Annotated in this window: 16 protein-coding genes and 2 pseudogenes; all 18 read right to left on the reverse strand. The window is 39.6% G+C overall.

Annotation, left to right across the window (positions count from 1 at the left end):
- Positions 1–81: 81 nt before the first annotated feature.
- Positions 82–2874 carry an isoleucine--tRNA ligase gene (gene ileS, locus ACIY19_RS04800; RefSeq protein ID WP_409002822.1) on the reverse strand — a complete coding sequence of 931 codons (2793 nt, stop codon included), beginning with the start codon at positions 2872–2874 and terminating at the stop codon, positions 82–84.
- 253 nt (positions 2875–3127) lie between these two features.
- Positions 3128–3922 (reverse strand): DivIVA domain-containing protein, encoded by a 795-nt coding sequence (locus ACIY19_RS04805; protein ID WP_001123190.1) that lies wholly within the window; start codon positions 3920–3922, stop codon positions 3128–3130.
- Positions 3923–3938: 16 nt separating this feature from the next.
- Positions 3939–4193: a DivIVA domain-containing protein gene (locus tag ACIY19_RS04810; protein WP_000028988.1), complete on the reverse strand. Its 255-nt coding sequence runs from the start codon at positions 4191–4193 to the stop codon at positions 3939–3941.
- 8 nt (positions 4194–4201) lie between these two features.
- Positions 4202–4993, reverse strand: coding sequence for an RNA-binding protein (locus ACIY19_RS04815; protein ID WP_409002823.1), 792 nt, complete (start codon positions 4991–4993; stop codon positions 4202–4204).
- Complete coding sequence (locus ACIY19_RS04820) at positions 4990–5250, reverse strand: YggT family protein (protein WP_000576500.1); 261 nt, start codon at positions 5248–5250, stop codon at positions 4990–4992. Before ACIY19_RS04820 ends, ACIY19_RS04815 begins: the two co-directional genes overlap by 4 nt.
- Complete coding sequence (locus ACIY19_RS04825) at positions 5250–5780, reverse strand: cell division protein SepF (RefSeq protein ID WP_061406625.1); 531 nt, start codon at positions 5778–5780, stop codon at positions 5250–5252. The genes ACIY19_RS04820 and ACIY19_RS04825 overlap by 1 nt, the downstream gene beginning before the upstream one ends.
- A 9-nt stretch (positions 5781–5789) precedes the next feature.
- Positions 5790–6461, reverse strand: a complete 672-nt coding sequence (locus ACIY19_RS04830; protein WP_409002824.1) for a YggS family pyridoxal phosphate-dependent enzyme — start codon at positions 6459–6461, stop codon at positions 5790–5792.
- Between the two features lie 3 nt (positions 6462–6464).
- On the reverse strand, positions 6465–7721 hold the full coding sequence (gene ftsZ / locus ACIY19_RS04835; protein WP_000144261.1) for a cell division protein FtsZ: 1257 nt from the start codon (positions 7719–7721) through the stop codon (positions 6465–6467).
- 16 nt (positions 7722–7737) lie between these two features.
- Positions 7738–9108: a cell division protein FtsA gene (gene ftsA, locus ACIY19_RS04840; RefSeq protein WP_000196346.1), complete on the reverse strand. Its 1371-nt coding sequence runs from the start codon at positions 9106–9108 to the stop codon at positions 7738–7740.
- 236 nt (positions 9109–9344) lie between these two features.
- Positions 9345–10049, reverse strand: a complete 705-nt coding sequence (locus ACIY19_RS04845; RefSeq protein WP_409002825.1) for a TIGR02206 family membrane protein — start codon at positions 10047–10049, stop codon at positions 9345–9347.
- Positions 10050–10244: 195 nt separating this feature from the next.
- A pseudogene (locus ACIY19_RS04850) lies at positions 10245–10565 on the reverse strand (NUDIX domain-containing protein); the annotation flags it as partial.
- Positions 10566–10595: 30 nt separating this feature from the next.
- A complete protein-coding gene (locus tag ACIY19_RS04855) occupies positions 10596–10976 on the reverse strand; it encodes a hypothetical protein (RefSeq protein WP_409002826.1) in 381 nt (126 codons plus the stop codon).
- Positions 10977–10999: 23 nt separating this feature from the next.
- The gene (locus tag ACIY19_RS04860; RefSeq protein ID WP_247930906.1) at positions 11000–13243 is read right to left on the reverse strand and encodes a S8 family peptidase; all 2244 of its coding nucleotides are present in this window, start codon (positions 13241–13243) and stop codon (positions 11000–11002) included.
- A gap of 1 nt (position 13244) precedes the next feature.
- Entirely contained in the window at positions 13245–14279 is a 1035-nt protein-coding gene (locus tag ACIY19_RS04865) for an ATP-binding protein (protein ID WP_247930905.1), read from the reverse strand.
- A 112-nt stretch (positions 14280–14391) separates the two neighbouring features.
- Positions 14392–14712, reverse strand: a pseudogene (locus ACIY19_RS04870) (NUDIX hydrolase); the annotation flags it as partial.
- The gene (murF, locus tag ACIY19_RS04875; protein WP_409002827.1) at positions 14699–16072 is read right to left on the reverse strand and encodes a UDP-N-acetylmuramoyl-tripeptide--D-alanyl-D-alanine ligase; all 1374 of its coding nucleotides are present in this window, start codon (positions 16070–16072) and stop codon (positions 14699–14701) included. The pseudogene ACIY19_RS04870 and the gene murF, both read right to left, overlap by 14 nt.
- A gap of 84 nt (positions 16073–16156) precedes the next feature.
- Positions 16157–17200: a D-alanine--D-alanine ligase gene (locus ACIY19_RS04880; RefSeq protein WP_409002828.1), complete on the reverse strand. Its 1044-nt coding sequence runs from the start codon at positions 17198–17200 to the stop codon at positions 16157–16159.
- Positions 17201–17375: 175 nt separating this feature from the next.
- The gene (recR, locus tag ACIY19_RS04885; RefSeq protein ID WP_049548134.1) at positions 17376–17972 is read right to left on the reverse strand and encodes a recombination mediator RecR; all 597 of its coding nucleotides are present in this window, start codon (positions 17970–17972) and stop codon (positions 17376–17378) included.
- Positions 17973–17980: the final 8 nt, after the last annotated feature.

The raw sequence follows: 17980 nt of genomic DNA on the forward strand, positions 1-17980 counted from the left end.
ATCAAAAAAGAGAGAAATGACTTCCTCTCTTTTTCCTTTTCATCTCATCTTAAACTATGAGAAGACATATTTCTAATCTGATTATTTCGCTTCAAATCCTTCTGCAACTGCATCTGCAAAGTTTTCTTCTACAATGCTTGCACAGTGGTCACAGATGACTGCGTGGTAGCTGCGTTCTGCAGTAGTTGGGTCGATACGACGGCAACGGTCACAAACTTCACCTGCAGCGCGTTCAACTGTAAAGGCAACATCCTCAAAGCTAACTGCGCCTTCTGGAGCTGGTCCTTCTGCGATGGTTAATTCTGACACGATCAAAAGTTGAGCCACATTGCTATCCACTGCTCCAAGAAGAGTTTTCACAACTTCGTTTGGATAAACTGTCAAGTGTGCTTCAAGTGATTTCCCGATAACTTTGGCATTACGAGCTTCTTCCAAGGCTTTTTGAGCTTGTCCGCGGAAATCCATGAAGGCTGACCATGTATCCAAGATTTCTTCTTGGTTGGCAAAAGTTTCAGCTTCTGGTAATTCAGACAATTGCACAAATTCTTCAGCTTCAAACTCAAGATATGACCAGATTTCCTCTGCTGTGTGCGGAAGGATTGGTGTCAAGAGTTTGGTGATTTTCACAAGAATGTCATAGAAGACAGTCTGCATTTGACGGCGTTCGAGTGATTTGGCACCTTCGATGTAGACAACGTCTTTAGCAAAATCAAGGTAGAAGGCTGACAAATCAACGTTGATAAAGTTCACCAAGGCCTTGTAAATTGTCAAGAATTCAAAGTTGGCATAAGCATCACGAATAGTCTTGACAAGCTGGTTAAAGCGGATGGTCATGTACTTATCAACGGAACGAAGCTCATCGTAAGCCACTGCGTCTTGAGCTGGGTTAAAGTCAGATGTGTTAGCAATCAAGAAGCGAAGAGTGTTACGGATCTTACGGTAAGTTTCAGAGACTTGGCTCAAGATATCCATAGAGATACGCACGTCGTTGCTTGAGTCCACACTTGTTACCCAGAGACGCAAAATTTCCGCACCAAATTGTTTTTCAACATCGCTTGGAGCAATGGTATTTCCAAGAGATTTAGACATCTTCTCACCTTTACCATCAAGGGCAAAACCTTGTGACAAGATTTGTTTATATGGAGCAACGCCATGGTTGGCAACAGATGTGATAAGTGATGAGTTAAACCAACCACGGTACTGGTCAGAACCTTCAAGGTAAAGATCTGCTGGGTATTTGAGTTCTGGACGGTTGACCACTACTCCATTCCATGATGAACCTGAGTCAAACCATACGTCCATGATGTCTGTTTCTTTTTTGAACTCGCCATTTGGTGAACCTGGATGAGTAAATCCTTCTGGCAAGAGGTCCTTAGCATCACGTTCCCACCAGATGATAGAACCGTGTTCCTCAAAGAGTTGAGCTACATGTTCAATCGTTTCAGCTGTCATGATTGGCGTTCCGTCTTCAGCATAGAAGATAGGAAGGGGAACTCCCCAAGCACGTTGACGAGAGATTACCCAGTCACCACGGTCACGAATCATGTTGTAAAGACGCACTTTACCCCATTCTGAGTGGAACTTCACTTTTTCAATTTCGTCCAATATTTCTTGGCGGAATTTAGATACAGAGGCAAACCATTGTGGAACAGCACGCCAGATGATTGGTTTTTTCGTACGCCAGTCAAATGGGTATGAGTGAGAGATTTCTTCTTGAGCAAGGAGCAAATCGCCCAGTTTTTCGATAACAGTCGGCACAACCTTGTCATAGAACTGACCCGCAAATTCAGGACCAGCATTTTCCATCATAATACCGCGTTCGTTAACTGTTACAGCAACTTCAAGGCCGTTGGCAACACCGACATTGTAGTCGTCCTCACCAAAACCAGGGGCTGTATGGACAATACCTGTACCAGAGTCAGTCGTAACGTGGTCACCCAGGATTACCAACTCATCTACAGCCGTATCCCATGGGTGGACTGTTACAATGTGGTTCAATTCTTGACCACGGTAGGTTGCCAAGACCTGAACATCAGCCCAACCAAATTTCTCAGAAAGACTATTCAATAATTCTGAAGCAACTACAAACTTACGAGTCTCACCAGCTGGTTGTACCAATACATAATCAATATCTGCTCCAACTGTCAAACCACGAGAAGCTGTGATGGTAAATGGAGTAGTTGTCCATACAACGATGTAAGTATCTGTATCGAGCACACCTTTTCCGTCTTTGACGCGGTTCGCATAGTAAAGGGAAGTCGAAAGCAAATCATGGTACTCAATTTCCGCTTCAGCAAGAGCTGATTCAGATGACCAAGACCAGTAAACTGGCTTGGCACCACGGTAGATATAGCCTTTCTTAGCCATTTCTCCGAAGACACGGATCTGAGCCGCTTCATAGTCCGGAGTCAAAGTCACATAAGGATTTTCCCAGTCGCCAGAAACACCCAATCGTTTAAAGTCTTCACGTTGTTTATCAACTTGAGAAAGAGCGTACTCACGGCAAAGTTTCAAGTACTCAACCAAGTCCATTTCTTTGCGTTTAACACCCTGTTTTGCCAAGACTTGCTCGATTGGCAGACCATGAGTATCCCAACCTGGGATGTAAGGAGCGTAAAATCCAGACATAGACTTAGAACGAACAATAATATCTTTGGAAATCTTGTTCATGGCATGTCCAACGTGGATATTTCCGTTTGCATACGGAGGTCCATCATGCAAGGTGAAATGTGGTTTTCCTTGGTTCAATTCTTGACGACGTTGGTAAAGTTTTGCTTCTTCCCATTCTTTTTGCCAAACTGGTTCTTTGGTTGGAAGACCAGCACGCATAGGAAAGTCTGTTTTCCCTAGATTGAGGGTTTCTTTAAGTTTCATTGTTACTCCTTTAATTTAAAATGACAAAATAAAAACCACGATTCGCAAAAAGGACGAAAATCGTGGTACCACCTTTGTTCGAAAAAAGACAGGGTCTCTTTTCCTCTTTTCCCGTAACGTGGGGGGACGTCTAGTCTTACTGTTTTCGGACTGGATTGCTTGAGAGGATAATCTAACCACTAGGGATTGCAGGACTCTCACCATCTCCCGCTCGCTGAAAATATAGTTGGTTGGATCTTGTTCTCACATTTTTTTATAGGATAAGAACAGATTCTTTGTTTGCATCGTCCTCAGTTGTTGCAGTAGCTTCTACTTCAACTGACTCTTCATGCTGGTCACTTTCTTCTGTCTGTTGATTTTGTTGAGCTTCAAACTCAGCTAATTCTTTGTTGCCAGCCTCGATACGAGCTTGTAACTCTGCTACCTCTTCTGGAGTGAATTGACGAGTCATATCAATTGGTTCTTCCTCTGGTTGTAAAGATACAGTTTCACCAAGAACTTCACCCACCACTTCTTTAAAGGCTTCATCACTTGTCTGAAGGTAAGTAGCTGTTGGGCGAAGAATGTCTTCCCAATCAGATGACTCGACAATAGCTAATTGACTTTCAATCGTAGATTTGAGGCGTTGATGGAATACACGGCTCTTATTCTTCAACTCTTCTGTCTCAACAGCCACTCTCTTCGCATTATCTGTAGCCTGACGGAGAATTTCATTTGCCTTGTATTTCGCTTCTTCAAGCAAACGCTGAGCATCTTGTTCAGCTTGTTGAATAATATTGTTTGAACGTTCTTGAGCAGCTTGTTTAACACGCTCCGCTGTATCTTGAGCAATCAAAACTGACTGACTCAAGGAATCCTTCATCTCATCAAAGTAAGACAAACGTTCTTCCAAACTCTTGATGTGTGTCTCTTTATCATGATTGCTACGAACCAAGTCTTCGTAGTCACGAACAACGATATCCAGAAATTCATCTACTTCTTCTGGATCAAAACCTCTAAATCTTGTACCAAAGGTTTTATCTTTAATTTCTAACGATGTAATTGGCATACTTTTCCTCACTTACTTAATAAAAAATAGAATCATTAATTGCTTCTGGTTCTTGCTCACTTGTTACTGTTCTCTTAGGAATATCATTCGTATAATAGGAAAGACGTTCTTCTAGTTTTTTGATATAGAGTTCAGTTTCATCTTTGTATCGAATCATCTCCTCTAATTCAAAGTAAATCTTATCTAGAAAGAGGTCAACTTCTTCCTGATTGTAGCCTCTGAATGTTCTTGAGAAAGCTTTATCACTTATTTCTTGTGGTGTAATCGACATATTTTTTCTCACTTGCTTAAAAGTAGCCGGACTGTTAGTTTTTTCTTATCCTTTTTGGTCTGACCATTGTCTTTGACAACTTTCAAACGACCAAACTTTCTCACACTGATCAAATCTCCAACTGCAACCTGGTAATCAGATTTTTCAACAACATGATAGTTTACCTGGACAGATTTTTTCTCAATCAGTTGACTAGTTTGATTTCTAGATAATTTCAAGGCACTTGATAAGAGGGCATCCAATCGAAAACTCGAAACTAAAATTTCTCGTACTCTATAATCAATTTTAGACAAAATCCTATCGGTAAAAGGACATTCCTCCAGCGATACAGGAAGTCTGCCAATCTTTCTTATTCCATCCTGAAAAAGAGGAATGAAATCACGATTGACAAAAATCTGTGCTCTCTTTTCATCTACCAAGATATCACCAAATAATTTACGGTCAATTCCTAGCTGGTTGATGATTGTTCCCAATATTTTTCCATGACTCAGTTGTTCAAACTTACTCGGATAGCAAATTTCCAACAAGGCCATTTCAAAGTCTGATATCTCCGGTTCAAAGTAATCGGGATAGAGAAGAACTCGAACCGACTCTGTCGGAAGAAAATCACCACTACTTTGGCAACCCAGTCCATATGTCCCAGCTAGCACCCTCAAGATCTGTTCCTGATGGGGATTGATAAATGGAGTAAGCACTGGTGCATAGGTATCTTCTACCCGCTTGATCCACTCTAATCCCTTATCAATAAAGGGAATATCATCTTGAGAAAAATGCTGATAAATGGCTCGATTTACTGTCATAGTAATAGGACTAGTCGTGTTAAGATATTTCCAACAAACTGAATCAGAATCAGCGCTGCCCAAACCGTAAAATCAAGACCAGCAAATTGTAGATTGAGCTTACGAAGGGGCTCAATAACTGGACGAGCAAGTCTGATAACTAGGCGACCTAGCTGGCTTTCATAGGCATTTGGAAACCATGAAAGAAGAGCAAATGCAACGAGAATGATGGAATAAATGCTGACCGCATTTTGGATTAAACGAATTAAGAAAATCATTATCTTGCTCTATTTCGTTTAATATCAAAACCAAACTCAGCGCTTTGTGATTCATCTGGAAGTTTGATATCTTCAATATTCACGATAACGTTGACAGGAGTCAATAGATACATCGTACTCGCAACTTTTTTCATATTTCCAGCCAAGACATGACGGGCTCCATCCAAGTAATCAAGGCAACGACGGGCTTGTACTTCTGTCATGTATTGGAAATCAATCAAAATACTTTCATTTCCAGCCAACAAATCTACAATTTCAGTTGCATCTTCATATTTTCTTGGATAGCGAACGTCAATTGTCACTTTCTCATCTGAACGATGGCTTTGCATTGCCAATTCTTGTTGACGAGCATGTAAGCGAGTAATGTTTGCATCTTTTGCTGGTCCTGACTGAGCAGGTGCTGGTAATTCCTTAGAAGTTGAGACGGCCGGACGAACTGTTTCCTCTTGTTGAGGCTGGTAGTTAGTTGTTTCCTCTCCATCTTCTGTGAAATAATCTATAAATTTATCGAATTTATCTTTTAAAGACATAGCTCTCTCCTATTTAAAAAATGCTGTACCGATTCGAACAAAGGTTGAGCCGAACTGAATGGCTTCTTTGAAATCACGACTCATTCCCATGCTGAGTTCTGTCATCGGCATATTAGGGATTTGTTTTTCTCTAATTTCTGCCTGCAGAGCTTGTGTTTCTTTGAAAATTTCTTTCAATTCCTCACTACCTGCCTCAAAAGGAGCCATGGTCATTAAACCAACATACTCAATCTGATCTAACTTAGCCAATTCTGGCAAAAGTTCTAGCAATTCTTCTTTTGAAAACCCATGCTTGCTTTCTTCCCCAGAAATATTGACCTGCAAGAAACACTTGATAACCTGGTCTCTTCTCTTTTGAATTTCCTGAGCCAATTTTAGGGAGTCTAAAGCATGAAAGTAATCCACATATGGGATTACTTCTTTTACTTTCCGTCTTTGTAGTGTTCCTATTAAATGCCAAGTGACTGGATAATCTTTCAAGGCCTGATATTTTTCTAAGAATTTATCAACTCGATTTTCACCTATATGACGGACACCAAGCGGAAGCAAGGCTTCCGCTGTTTGTATGTCTACATATTTTGTCACTGCAATAACTGAAACAGCATCTAGAGCACGGTTGGCTTCTTGACTAGCATCAGCTATTTGCTGAAAAACTAATTCAGTATTTTTTTTCAAATTCATTGATTAACGATTTTTGAAGAATGGAGGTGTATCCAATTCATCTTCATCTTGTGAAACTGGTGTTTCGAAGCGTTCTACTGGTGAAACAACTGGATCTGTTTGGCGAACAATAGACTCACGACGCAAATCCCAGTCTCCAAAAGCAGAGGCTTGGTTTGTTTCAAAACGACGTGGGCTTGATTTAGGCAATTCTGCTGTCTCTTCCAAGTCGAATTGACGGTCAAATGTGTGTGCTTGTGGCGCTTTAGTTGATGGACGTCCAACTGGTTGGTTGTTACGAGCTCCAACTACTTTTTCCACGCGCTCTTGACGAACACCTGTCGCTACAACAGTAACACGGATTTCATCCTTCATGCTTTCGTCAATTGATGTTCCAAGCCAGATGTTTACACCTTGACCAGCTGCTTGGTTGACAATTTCTGAAGCTTCTTCTGCTTCAATCAAAGTCAAGTCAAGACCACCAGTAACGTTGACGATGACATCCTCTGCACCATCAATAGTTGTTTCAAGAAGTGGAGAGTAAATAGCTTTACGAGCCGCTTCAACAACGCGTTCTTCACCACTACCGATACCGATCCCCATAAGGGCATTCCCTTTGTTGGCCATTACAGTTTTCACGTCAGCAAAGTCAAGGTTAATCAATCCTGGGTTCGTGATCAAGTCAGTAATCCCTTGAACACCTTGGCGAAGGACATTATCTGCTTCGCTAAGAGCTTCAAGAAGTGGCGTTTTCTTATCAACAATTTCAAGCAAGTTGTTATTAGAGATAATCAATAAAGTATCAACATGCTCGCGAAGTTCGTTGATTCCTTCTACAGCGTACTGGCCACGTTTGCTTCCTTCAAATCCGAAAGGACGTGTCACAACACCAACTGTAAGAGCACCAAGATCTTTAGCGATACGTGCAATAACAGGGGCTGCACCTGTACCAGATCCACCACCCATACCTGCAGTGATAAAGACCATGTCTGCTCCAGTGATAGCTTCCGTCAAAGCTTCTTCACTTTCTTCTGCAGCTTTACGTCCAACTTCTGGACGACCTCCAGCACCCAAACCACGAGTCAATTTAGGACCAAGTTGGATAACTGTTTCTGCTTTCGTACTGCTAAGGGCTTGTACATCAGTGTTGGCTGCGATAAATTCTACACCAGCAACACCTTCGTCAACCATGCGGTTGATGGCGTTACCACCACCACCACCGACACCAATTACCTTAATAACTGCGCCTTGAGCTGCTGCTGTATCAAATGAAAATGTCATAATTTCTTATCCTCTTTTATTCATCAAACATGCTTCCGATCAAACCACGGAAACGTTCTGTTAGCTTCGGTTTACTTTGAGAACTTGCTTGGAATTCTTCCTTGGGAGCAACTGGAGCTTCCTGCACGGTTTCAGCTGGAGCTGTTTGTGCTGGACTTGGTTGCGCTACAGGATTCAAACGTTGATTTGGAATGCCAAAGTTGATTGGTTTTTGACGAAGGAATTCATCTCCTTTAACTGCTTTTTGAGCAAGAAGATTGACTTCAGTCAATTTACCAGCAAACTCAGACAAGCTAATCACGTGCGCAAATGCAGGGTTGCGAATTCCAACTTGATTTGGTACATAAAGTTTCACGCGAACACCAAATACTTCTTGGGCTAATTCAACAATTCCTGGCAAAATTGCATTTCCACCGATAAGGACGATACCTCCAGGCAAATCTAACAAGTGTCTTCTTTCCAACTCTTGTTTGATTTGGTCAAAGATATGTTTGATGCGTGCTGAGATAATTTCTGCCAAGTAGCTTTCTGTTACTTCAACAGGTTCTACTTCACCAATTACTTCAACTTGGAAAGTTTCGTTACTTGCAAGTGGAACGTAGGCTTCACCATAGTTCAGTTTCAAACTTTCTGCAATTTTTTGAGAAGTTTTCAAGACTTTAGAAATGTCTTTAGTAACGTAATCTCCACCTTCTTGGTAGATGTTGGTGAATTGCAATTCCTGATTACGGATAGTCGCTACAGTAGTTTGACCTCCACCCATATCGATGACAGTCGCACCAAATTCGCGTTCGCCTTCATTGAGAACGGAGTTCACGATTGCCAATGGTGAAATAATCACATTATCAACATGAATGCCTACACGCTCAACTGTCTTGCGAAGATTGTGTAGAATCGTACGAGGACCTGTGTAAAGCAGACCACGCATTTCCAAGCGGACACCCATCATACCACGAGGGTCACGAATTCCTTGGAAACCATCCACGATGAATTCTTCTGGAATAAAGGTAATCACTTCACGGTCAGGAGTCATGCTCTTTGTCAAAGCTGATTTGACAACATTTTCAACATCTTGATCTGTGATTTCTTTGGTATCTGAAGTTACAGGAATCATTCCTTGTGTTGGTTCAACCTGCAAGAGGTTTGCTGGAAGGCCAACGTTAACAGACTTAATAGAAATACCCGCTTTCTCTTCTGCCTGTGTGATTGCAGATTTGATTGCTGAAGCAGCTGCTTCAATATCAACAATAATTCCGTCTTTTACACCTTTACTTTTGGCATTGCTAACACCAATTACATTTACTTCGCCATCTCTATGCTCAGCTACTAGCACTTTAATCGAGCTAGTTCCGATATCTAAGCCTGTAAAAAAACCATCTCTAGTCATTACATCGCATCCTCTCTGTCTTCCAAGTTTCTCACTTCTATTTAATAACTATGTTTGGGCATAGCTATTCAAAGAATATTATAACACAAAAAATCCAATCGTGCTTAGTTTTTGATAAAATTCCTGCATGTTTTTTGAGAAAATTCTAGAAAAATTCTTCTTCTAAGAGATTATTTGAAGTTAACGTTCACAATTTCCTTTTTGTTTCTTAAAAATCCAAAAAAGAGAAGATCATTTTAGATCTTCTCTTGAATAAATTCTTCCGATTTTTGTTGTAAAAAATTTTCTACTAATTTCCCTGTTAAGCGAATTGCTATCACTATAACAGTCGAAACAATGAGATAATTTAAGGGCTGGCCGAAACTTCCAACAAGTGGTGGTTTGTTTAAAAAGCCATAATCCCCACCTACAACTAAGTTGACAACCCATATCAAGCCATTTAAGGCAAAGGTAATCACCGCCACATTCTTCAAATCAAGAAGGGAAGCCTCATAGTTTCTAAACAAGTATAGGAGCGCATTTCCTAAAAGGGCAACATGTCCGATAATGAAGGACAAAATGGTTACGTGTGGAAATGGGTAGGGATCAAAGAGTGGGTAAGCCAGTGCTGCTGTTGCTCCAAAAGTTCCTAAAAGAGCAAAGTACTGTTTGTACTTGGATGTCCCTGGAATCAAGAGCATCACAAACATGGCGATACGGCAATGATAGAAGGGCAAACTTTCTGACAGAGGCATGAGATTGCCCCAATACCAGCTATACAGAACAATCAGTTGAACAGACTGAAGGATCTGAATAAAACGCTGGTAAGCCACTTTATCGCGAAAACGATAAGAAGCATAGAAAGCAAGAGCCAGTAAACATAACAAACCAATGTACCAGTGGAGTTCAAACTGGGGCGGTTCTGATATCTGTGTGGTAAATAATTTATCCCACAAATTCATATTCTATTCCTCGTTCATCTAGCCAGAGGCAGTAAAAAATTCACTACTCGGCCTTTTTAATTTTTTGAAAAAACTTGATTCTATGCCATGCATAGAATATTTGCGTCTTAAATTCGCAACCTATTATATCATTTGTATTGCAGAAATGCACCTTGCAGATACCCTTTTTTGATTTGTTGACTTCTCTAGTATAAACTAATCGACATATTGGTCTCTTTGTCCTTTATAAACTTGCCAGAGAATCTCCATTTGGTCCTTGGTGATGCGTTTTTCAGATAAGACTGGCAATTGGTCAATGGCAAAAAATTGAAGCTCAGCAATTTCTTGATTTTCTTGAAATTGTCCATCAAGAAGCTTACATTCAAAGACAAACTTTGCATATTGTTTGCTCTGTAGTTGGAAACGATTGGTATCAAAAACGGCAAGTAACCTTTCAGTTTTTGCTGTAAAACCGGTTTCTTCTTCAATTTCTTTAAGAATATTTTCGGTTGGAGAATATCCGACTTCACCAAAACCCTCTTGTGTCAAGTATGTGCCATATTTTATTTACTTAGCGTTACCATAAACTTCTCTTAAAAATGGAATTAAAGTTTTCTTATTCCATTTTTTCTGTAAGGCTTTTCTACTGTATACTCTTTTAATTCCTAAGTCATCTCTAAGAACAGATATAAGGTATTTCTTTTTATTTCGTTGCCATATCCAATATCTATAGTAGTATTCTTCTCCTCCACCGATTTCCTGATCTAGTGTCCTGTAATTATATTTTTTTACAATATAGGAGTCTTTCTTATAATTATCAACCAAGAATCCAACAATAATTATTGCTAATATACAGACAACAAGTACGATTCCATATCTCAAAGTAATCTCTTTTATCTGATTGATATCTAACCTATTATAATCTTCTATTATCACTAGTTTTTGCATATTTTATCTCCTGAAATATTTTATTATTCAAATTCAATTTCTTCATTTAAGCTATTATACAACTCAACTTGTGATTCAACTTGTAATCTATTAACAAGCCAACCTCGTAATTCGGCTTGTTGAATAAAATCTTCGATTCTATTGACACCATTCAACTCCTTTAGAGTAACAACTACTCCAAAACGAATACCATAACCATCTCCAATTTTTAACCGTTCAATTGTTTTTACACTCATTCCCCATTGAGGATTAGAAGGATTCCGAATCGGCTTAGCTTTTTTACGAGAAGAGAATTTTTCTCCTAAATGCTTGACATTGTCCCATTTCCTAAAAATATTTCGTGCCGACTTTTCTCTCACATATCCTGGTGCATTTTCAGAATATTGATTGTCGTTATTAATTGTTTTGATGCCTTTCTTATCTAAAACTCCCAAACTAAGTTGCATTTCCGTATTAGTATAGTCAACTCCTTGATTTCTAGAACACTTTGGGAAATAGCACATAGTTGCCTTTGCTACATAAGGATAGTGTTCTTTAGAAATTGGAACTGGGAAATCATAATTATAAGTTTCATATGCTCTAGAAACGTCTGAGACTATAAATTTAATTTCATCATCAGGTGTAGACAAAATATCTTCTATTTTGATTGGCACAATCCCATATCCAAGTAAAGAAATGTCTGCGAATGTTTTTTTATCATTCCATGGTATCGCTGAATCAATTAATAAAGCCTTTGCTTCTTCACGACTTAATCCCATAATATGAATGAGGTAAGCCATTTTTCTAGCAATAAATGGAGCTGCAAAACTGGTCCCAGCTACTCGAGCCAGCCCTAGTGGTTCACAAACATTTATGAAGTCTCCGTTTCCCCCACCATAGTATGAAACATCAGGTTTGATAAAGAAAGACAGGACAACTCCTTCGCGTGAATAAGAAACGACTTGATTGCTAAAATCAACAGAATTTACAATAATTGAATTGAGTGAATCTGCTGGTGCTCCAATCTTTTTTCGTTTTCCATCAGGGCCTATTCCATTAGTCCCTGCAATAATGAAAATAACATCGTTATCAAATTGAATCTCATCTAGCAACGAACCCTCTACAGAAATAAAGTTTTCCCTAATTTCATCATTTGATCCAAGCGAAAGGTTCCAAACCTTAATATCAGGATTTTGAGACACAATCTCTCTAATCTGTTTGATAATTGTGAAGGAGTTGAAACCACTCTGTAAAGATATCCCAAAATGTCTGACTCTAAATCTTCCACATCCGTCATCTAGTTTTGGATTCAAACTAGCTCCATCTACTATTAACGAGGAAACTGCTGTACCGTGCTTATAGTCTTGACTTCCTTTGCTAATGTCTGGTGAAATCAAATCACGATACTCTACCCACTCATTGAAATAAACTCTATCATCAAACAACGTATCGATGACACCAATAATAGGTTCATTAGTTGGAAAAGGGAGATTATTATAAAAAGTGTTCCCATCATTATAAAAATTCTCTGGTGACAGGGTAGAAAAATCTTCTACTATCATTGATACTAGATAAGGTGCTTTTATCAGTAGTAACTCAATATTTTTTTCGTCAAGTAAAACAGTGGTCTGGTCCATGATGTTAGATTCTGAAGCATCAATATCAAGTTGTTTAAGTAATGTTAAGAGATTAGTTTTTACATCGTAGATTGTTACAATAGAATTGCGTACAGTAGACATATCTGCCTGTTCAACACCAAATTCTTTGACAAAGCAAGCGTCTCTTAAGTATTGTTTGAATTTTGATTTCGACAGACCATACTTAGAATAATCAATTTGATTAAATTTTGAAGAGTCGGAGAACACCGTACTCGTCATGGGAGCACTAGCAAAAAAATCTTTGAATATTGTTATAACTTTTTTAGTATGCTCAATTGTCTTATCTAACACTTCCTTTGAAATGTAGTGTGTAATAATATGCCTACTCCTATCATTACTAAATTTTGCACCCACAATCGTTTCATTTGGAATTGCATTTCCGCCACCCACATTAAAAAAACCATCAATACGATTGCTCTTTGCTAGAACACGATTATAATATACACTAACAAGTACTCCATCAATGATTGTGTTATTAGACCAATATTCTTTTACTAGTTCAAGGGATGTATAAAGTTCATTTAAATGGTTTAGCGTAACAATAGAATCTGCGGGAATCGTTATCGGTCCTCTCCCCTTTGCTGACTTTGGTGTAAAACTTTTACCTCGTAATGTCAATAATGTATTCATTTTAATCCTCGCTTAACTCTCGTGATACACTACTCTTAGAAACACCTGTCAAAATCTCAATTTCTCTAACAGTAAAACCTAGCTTCGATAATTTAGAAATAGATAAATTTCTACCATTATGCAAACTTCTTAGCAGACGTTTTTGATAATCATGCGGATCTGATGAATCACTAAATGCCAATGACGTTCTTATCGAGTTTCTCAAATCACCAGGATTCGGAATTACATTGGCACTATTGATAATTTTTTTAAATAATTTTAGATCTCTAGCTACATTCTTAAATTGCTTTAATAACTCATTTAAAATAATAGTAGCTACTTCTACTTTATCTTCATCAGTATAACGGTCAAAGTCAATTATGGCATCGAATCTTCTCGTAACTGCTTTATCAAGATTTTCAAAAAGATTTGTTGTTGCAATTAATACAATTTCTGGTGACAGCCTATCCAACTCCTTTAAAAAGGCAGAAGTCACTCGTCCCATTTCTCTTAAATCATTCTGATTAACCCTATCCAACACTATGGAATCAATTTCATCAAAAAGGATGATATAATTTTGCTTGAAAGGAAGATTATTGATTTCATTAAAAAGAGTTGCTAAGTTTTTGACTGTTTGCCCTAGCTTACTATCTACTAAGTGACTGAAATCTACTACAAGTAATTCCTTGCCAATAAGTCTAGCCACCTGCTTTACACTTTCAGTTTTTCCAGTACCTGGAGATCCCACAAATAAAAATTTATTTATTCCAATATGATGATTGACAGCGTTTATTATTCCTTTTAAATCATTCATAATTGAAAGAGGCAATGGGAGAGGACCAATATCTAGTTTAGCAGGAGTCAAATACTCACTAGAATTTTCTATTTGTGGCATGAATCTATCACTTTGAGACATTAACCCCATAATATATTGTGCTAATTGTGTATCACCATGTTTATTGAAGTTCCGAGCAATTGCTATGGATTGATTTCTAAATTCTGTCTCTCGGCCCTCATAATGATACTTTATTAAATCAAGAACATCTGATTTTTTCATGATTCATTCCTCCTTATACAAATAATACTATATTTTTGGGACAAAATCAATTGTTTTGGGACGAAATTAAAAAAGAATAACCTTAAAAGGATATTCTTGTAATGCAAAACTATATCAGATTTTCCCTGACACTCTTTCCGCCACCTGGCAAAGCCCAACTATCCTCCCCTTTTCCTCTAACTAAACAGACTTTTTCATCCTCAACAATCCAAGCACGGACGTCCATCAGAGGAGTTGCATAAGCGGACGTTGGTTTCAAGACTTCTGCCACTTCTTCTGCATCGAGGTCTGATACCTGATTCAACATTTCAGATAACAGGCTTCGCAAGTCCTCGTAGCGCTCACGGTCGAAAGGATCTTTTGTAAAGGTTAATCCAGTATCCGTAATGGCTAGCATTCTTTGCAGATACTTGGCAAAATCATTTGCATTCATTTTCTAAACTTTCTACCAACTTGGCTAGATTCATGGAGTTAGAGCCTTTGAGCAAAATTTGGTCATTGGCTCCAAGGCTTTCCTTAACCTGCTTGACTAGGTCTTCAAATTGGTCCTCGTCAGCTGTTTTCTTGAAGTAGAAAACGTGACCGATTGGGAACATTTGACTAGCAAGTTGGCTTAATTCGGCAATGTCTTCTCCATAGAAAATAACGGTATCCAGCACATCTGGCGATAGGCTCAAAATCATCTGATTATGGAGTTGGACAGACTGGTCGCCGAGTTCCTTCATGTCTGCCAAGACAGCGATTTTCTTGCCTCCTTCGTTGGCTGAGATAGCAGAAAACGTCTCCAAAATCAACTTCATAGCAGTTGGATTGGCATTGTATACGTCAGACAGAATATCTGCTCCATTGGCTGCTTTCTTCCACTCAGTACGATTGCGGGTCAATTCCAGATTTTGGAAGGCCTGACGAATTTGCTCTTCTGAAACTCCTTCTTGTAGAGCCACATAAGCAGCAATCATAGCATTGGTGGCATTGTACTTACCTGTCACTGGCAAATCGAGGGCTTGTTCCAAAAAATTCGCCTTAAAAGTTAGACTATCCTTGTGCTCAACCAAGTCTGTGATTTCCAGCTCTGCTCCTTGCCCAAAACGGACCACTTTTTTATCTGTAGGCAAGTAGTCCTCTACGATCGGGTCAGCTGGTGCCAAAAGCAAAGAATCTGGTGCCATACCATCAGCAATTTGCATCTTCCCTTTAGCAATCTCCGAACGGTCTTTGAAAAAGGCCAAATGAGCCTCTCCAACCAAGGTCACAATGGCTGTCTTAGGATGAGCCAATTCAGACAAGAGATGGATATCACCTAGGTGATCCTGTCCCATTTCCAAGACCAACTTTTCAGTATCATCTGGCATATGAAGAACTGTGTAAGGAAGACCAATTTCGTTATTGTAATTGCCCTGAGTTTTGTAGGTCTTGTAGGTTGTTGACAGTAAATGTGCCAACATATCCTTGGTCGTTGTCTTACCATTTGAACCCGTGACGGCAAAGACATCAACAGCCGTTTTTTCAAGATAGTAGGCGGCGAGGGTTTGAAAGGCAGTCAAAACGTCGTCTACTAGAATGTAGGGATGATTTGCAACCTCTTTCTCAGACAAGGTTACTACTGCACCATTTTCAAAAGCTGTTTCGATAAAGTCATGACCGTCACGCGCTCCTTTAAGTGGCACAAACAAATCACCTGTCCCAATCAAACGACTGTCAAACTCAGCTTTTTCTAACTGAACGTCCGCAAAAAGACTAACATCATTTTTAGCTCCAACAGCTTGGGCAACTTCATGGATTGTTAATTTCATTTCTACTCCTTTAAAAAGGGTTGAAGTCCAAGAACTCTAGTCACCATGCAGTGATAGTTCCGGCTTCTACCCTCTCTTTCATTTTTATAGCAAATGCGCCTCGCGCTTGTCAAAACTTTGCTTAGCAAGGTCAACCAAGTGCTCGATTAGTTCTGGGTAGCTGATCCCCATATTGTCCCAAAGCAGTGGATACATAGACCACTGGGTAAAACCTGGCATGGTATTGAGCTCATTTAGGAAAATCTCGCCCTTATCGGTATAGAAGAAATCACAACGAGATAGACCGAGGCCGCCAATTGCACGGAAGGCTGTTTCTGCATTATGACGCATGATAGCTACCACATCATCACTAATCTTGGCTGGGATGTCCATGGTAATCTTGTTATCGATATATTTGGCATCGTAGTCATAAAAGGCAACATCCTTGACTACTTCTCCTGGAAGGGTGCTCTTGACATCGTAATTCCCCAAGAGTCCAACCTCGATTTCACGGGCATTCACTCCTTGCTCAACCAAGACACGGCTGTCATATTGGAAGGCAAGTTTCAAAGCTTGACGGAGTTCTTCTTGATTTTCAGATTTGGAAATACCGACACTAGAACCCATGTTGGACGGCTTTGTGAAGACTGGATAAGTCAATTTTTCTTCAACTTCAGCGATTTTAGCAGTCACATCATCACCTTCAACGATAGCCACATAAGGAACTTGGGCAATACCAGCAGATTCCAAAACACGTTTGGTCGTGATTTTATCCATGGCAAGACTGGATGACAAGATATTACAGCCGACATAAGGCATTTTCAAAACTTCCAAGAATCCTTGAACAGAGCCATCTTCTCCCATCGGACCATGAAGGACTGGAAAGACCACTGCACCTTCTTCGTAGATGGCACTTGGTGCAACTTTCTTATCCCAATCAATGGTTTCATTGGTTATAAGACGCTCCTCTTGACCTGGAGTATGGCTAAATTCTTGCGTTTTAATAAAATCACCCGACTGGCTGATGAAGAAAGTCTTGACTGTGAAACGGTCGTAGTTGACCGCACGCATGACACTTTCAGCTGAAAGAACAGAGACTTCACGCTCTGCACTACGTCCACCGTATAAAAGAATAATCGTTTGTTTCATATTACTTGTCCTAATTCTACTAGAATACTCGCTCTTTAGTATATCATATTTGCTTGGTTTTTTAAAACTTGAACCTGATACTACCCATCACACTACACAAAAAGAGGCCGATAGGAACGATTTTCAGCCTCTTTGATTTTTTATAAATGAATGGAGTTCGTAAATTTGTCCACACTTACAACTCTGTCCGATTTTCAATGGCCCGTAAGAGTGTGACTTCATCTGCATACTCGATATCTGCTCCCACAGCGAGGCCTCGTGCCAGGCGCGTAACCTTGATCCCAGCTGGCTTGAGTAAGCGGGAAAGATACATGGAAGTCGCTTCCCCATCTGCTGTGGCATTGGTTGCTACGATTACTTCTGAAACTTCACTATCCATCAGACGAGTCATGAGACTCTTGAGATTGATATCGTCTGGACTAATGCCATTCATGGGAGAAATAAGGCCATGTAAGACATGATAGAGTCCATGGTATTCTTGAATGTTCTCCATAGCCGCCACATCTCGACTATCCTCGAGAACTAAAATCGTTGTCTGATCACGACTTGGATCGGTACAGATAGAGCAAGGATCGTCATCAGTCAAACGACCACAAATAGAACAATAGGTCAGCTCTCTCTTAGCAGAAAGGAGATTTTTAGCAAATTCGTTGACGTCATCATCCGGCATTCCAATAGTATAAAAGGCCAGCCGGGTTGCTGTCTTAATCCCGATACCCGGAAGTTTAGAATAACTGTCAATCAGCTTAGCTATAGGTGTTGGGTAAAGCATGGCTTCCT

Origin of the sequence: Streptococcus sp. ST14, from assembly GCF_046098195.1 — a bacterium.
Lineage (GTDB): Bacteria > Bacillota > Bacilli > Lactobacillales > Streptococcaceae > Streptococcus.